The 2,873-nt window shown below is 68.3% G+C and carries 5 protein-coding genes and 1 pseudogene; 3 read left to right on the forward strand and 3 right to left on the reverse strand.

Annotation, left to right across the window (positions count from 1 at the left end):
- The 3 genes and pseudogenes from G3N62_RS35065 to G3N62_RS35075 form a co-directional block, all read left to right on the forward strand.
- A pseudogene (locus G3N62_RS35065) lies at positions 1 to 133 on the forward strand (acetyl-CoA C-acetyltransferase); the annotation flags it as partial.
- A 216-nt stretch (positions 134 to 349) separates the two neighbouring features.
- Positions 350 to 1,093, forward strand: coding sequence for an acetoacetyl-CoA reductase (phbB, locus tag G3N62_RS35070; RefSeq protein WP_034189605.1), 744 nt, complete (start codon positions 350 to 352; stop codon positions 1,091 to 1,093).
- 109 nt (positions 1,094 to 1,202) lie between these two features.
- Positions 1,203 to 1,409 carry a hypothetical protein gene (locus tag G3N62_RS35075; protein WP_034189604.1) on the forward strand — a complete coding sequence of 69 codons (207 nt, stop codon included), beginning with the start codon at positions 1,203 to 1,205 and terminating at the stop codon, positions 1,407 to 1,409.
- Positions 1,410 to 1,494: 85 nt separating this feature from the next.
- Here the strand turns inward: G3N62_RS35075 and G3N62_RS35080 are convergent, their stop codons facing one another.
- From G3N62_RS35080 to G3N62_RS35090, 3 genes are all read right to left on the reverse strand, one after another.
- Positions 1,495 to 1,794: a hypothetical protein gene (locus G3N62_RS35080; protein ID WP_049031537.1), complete on the reverse strand. Its 300-nt coding sequence runs from the start codon at positions 1,792 to 1,794 to the stop codon at positions 1,495 to 1,497.
- 27 nt (positions 1,795 to 1,821) lie between these two features.
- Positions 1,822 to 2,325, reverse strand: coding sequence for a hotdog family protein (locus G3N62_RS35085; RefSeq protein WP_034189602.1), 504 nt, complete (start codon positions 2,323 to 2,325; stop codon positions 1,822 to 1,824).
- Positions 2,325 to 2,873, reverse strand: a 549-nt coding sequence (locus tag G3N62_RS35090) for a beta-ketoacyl synthase chain length factor (RefSeq protein WP_206141525.1), incomplete at its 5' end; no start/stop codon positions are given. The genes G3N62_RS35090 and G3N62_RS35085, both read right to left, overlap by 1 nt.

Consider the following 2,873-nt stretch of genomic DNA (forward strand, 5'->3'; position numbering starts at 1 on the left):
GATCGGCGCGTCGGGCTGCCGGATCCTGGTGACGCTGCTGCACGAGATGGCCAAGCGCGACGCGAAGCGCGGGCTGGCGTCGCTGTGCATCGGCGGCGGGATGGGTGTCGCGCTCGCGGTCGAGCGCGTCTGAGCAGGGCTTGGCGACACGGTTCGCCGCGGCGCCGGCTGGCGCCGCAGCGAACCAGACGGGTTTCGCGCATGACAAGCAGCCAATAATACGCGCGAAGGTTCCGGTGCGTACCGCACCCGCGACGCGGGCGGTGGCGTATCGAAGCGGTGGGGCGACAGCAGGTACGATGCCGCCGCCCCGCATTCATCGATTACTTTTTTGTCGGTAATTTATAGGATGACTAAGCGAATTGCAGTTGTGACTGGTGGAATGGGCGGTCTTGGCGAAGCGGTCAGCATCAGGTTGAACGACGCGGGCCACCGGGTAGTCGTCACGTATTCGCCGAACAACGCCGGCGCGGACCGCTGGCTGACCGAGATGCATGCGGCCGGCCGGGCGTTCCATGCGTACCCGGTGGACGTGGCCGATCACGATTCGTGCCAGCAATGCATCGAGAAGATCGTGCGGGAGGTCGGCCCGGTCGACATTCTCGTGAACAACGCGGGCATCACGCGCGACATGACGTTGCGCAAGCTCGACAAGGTCAACTGGGATGCCGTGATCCGCACCAACCTCGACTCCGTGTTCAACATGACGAAGCCCGTCTGCGAAGGCATGGTCGAGCGCGGCTGGGGGCGCATCGTCAACATCTCGTCGGTGAACGGCTCGAAGGGTTCGGTCGGCCAGACCAACTATGCGGCCGCGAAGGCCGGCATGCACGGCTTCACGAAATCGCTCGCGCTGGAGATCGCGCGCAAGGGCGTGACGGTGAACACCGTGTCGCCGGGCTACCTCGCGACGAAGATGGTGACGGCGATCCCGCAGGACATCCTCGACTCGAAGATCCTCCCGCAGATTCCGGCGGGCCGGCTCGGCAAGCCCGAGGAAGTCGCGGCGCTGGTCGCTTATCTGTGCTCGGAGGAGGCCGGCTTCGTGACGGGCTCCAACATCGCGATCAATGGCGGCCAGCACATGCACTGACGCGCGGCGGCCCGCACGGCAGTCGCGCACGTGACGGGCCGCGTTCTGCACTATCCAGTGCCGGAGCGGCGGCAGGCGCGCCGCTTCGGCCTCGCATTCGGGAGAACGCATGGGCGACACCTGGATCGGAATCGCGATCGGCGGCACGGCGCTCGCCGTCGCGCTGACAGTGGCGGTCTCGCTCTACTGGCTCGAGCGGCGCCGCGCGCGGCTGCTGCGGAACTTCGATCATCGCGATGGCGGGCTCGTCGCGTACGGCAGGTGCTTTGCGCGCAGGCCGGTACGACAGGCACGCCGCATGCGCGGGACGCGTTGACGGCGGCAGCCTCGAGGCCGTGACGCGTCGCGATCGATGAATGGTCATTCGTTGATCGCGGTCCGTCCGCGCGCGACGCGCGTGATCAATCGCTCGTGCCGCTCTTTCCGGACGACTCGCCCGAGTCGCTCTTGTGGAAGATCCGCTTCGTCGTGCGCTTGGTGGCGTCCCAGCCTTCGCGCGACGCGTGTGCGACGCCGTGCCCGACCGCCTTCGCGGCGCTCGCGGTCGCGTGGCCGAAGCTGCGCGCCGCCTCGCCGGTCTTGTGCGCGGCTTCCTTCGAATCGCGCTTGATGTCCTGCTTCACTTCCGACATGTCCGCGTGCGCGATCGGGCTGATCAGCGCCAGAACGAGCGCGGTGCCTATGAACTGACGAACTTTCACGACCTGGTTTCCTTGGGGTTGGCTTCTTCAGCGAGGATTCGGGGTGCCGGCAGGCGCCGGTTGAAACGTGCCCGCGGCCGACGCGTCGAGCATCACCGCGGCACGGCCGGACAGCAGCACGCGGTCGCCGCAGCGCAGCGCGAAGCCGTACAGCACCGAGCGGTCGTCGCCGCTCACGCGTTCCGCCTCGACGACGAGCGGCTGATCGAACGTGTCCAGCCGGTCGACGAACGCGTCGACGTTGCGCACGCTCGCGAGATAACCGACGCGCGGGCGGGCTTCGTGCGCCCCGAGCAGCGCGCCGTGCACGGCCATCGCCTGCGCCGCGTATTCGATGCCGCAGACCGACGCGAGCCGGCCGTGCGAGCGCAGCGGGTTGTGCGGATCGCGATGGCTCGTCGCCGTGCAGCGGATCCGTTCGGCATCCCATGCATCGACCGTATCGAGCATGCACATCGCGCCGGCGTGCGGAATGTGCGCGGCGATCCAGGCGCGATCGAGCGGCGGCGCAAGCGGACGCGCGGCGGTCATCACGCCCGCTCCGCGAAGCGTTCGGGGATCGCGATGTCGATCTGCACGCGCGTATCGTCGAGATAATCGAGCACGACACGCGTCGACCGCCGCGTGGCCAGTGCGTCGAGCAACGGCAGCACGCGCGCGGCCGGATTGCCGGCGCGCAACGCATCGAGTTGGGCATGCGCGAGTGTCGTCGCGGGCGCGTCGGTGAGCCGCACGTCGATACGGGCGAGCGCGCGTTCACGCTCATCGGGTGCGAGCACGAGTGCGACGCCGAACGCGTCGTCGATCGGCCGCACCGCGCGCAGCGGTTCCGGATAGTCGGTGTCGTACGCGATCAGCAGCGTCGGCGTGCGATCGACCACGACCTGGCACAGGCTCTCGAGCAGGCCGGCGGCAAAGCTGCCGTCGTGCGCGCACAGCACATTCGACGTCGCCATCGCACGGGTCGCGATGCTCCAGTAACCGGCCGGCGCGTTGTGCACGGAGTTGTGAAAGCGCGTCGGCGACAGCTGGCGATCGTCGCCGGCCAGCGTCTCGCAGATCGCGTGGCAATTCTGGCC

The organism is Burkholderia sp. Tr-20355, assembly GCF_017104685.1.
GTDB lineage: Bacteria > Pseudomonadota > Gammaproteobacteria > Burkholderiales > Burkholderiaceae > Burkholderia > Burkholderia seminalis.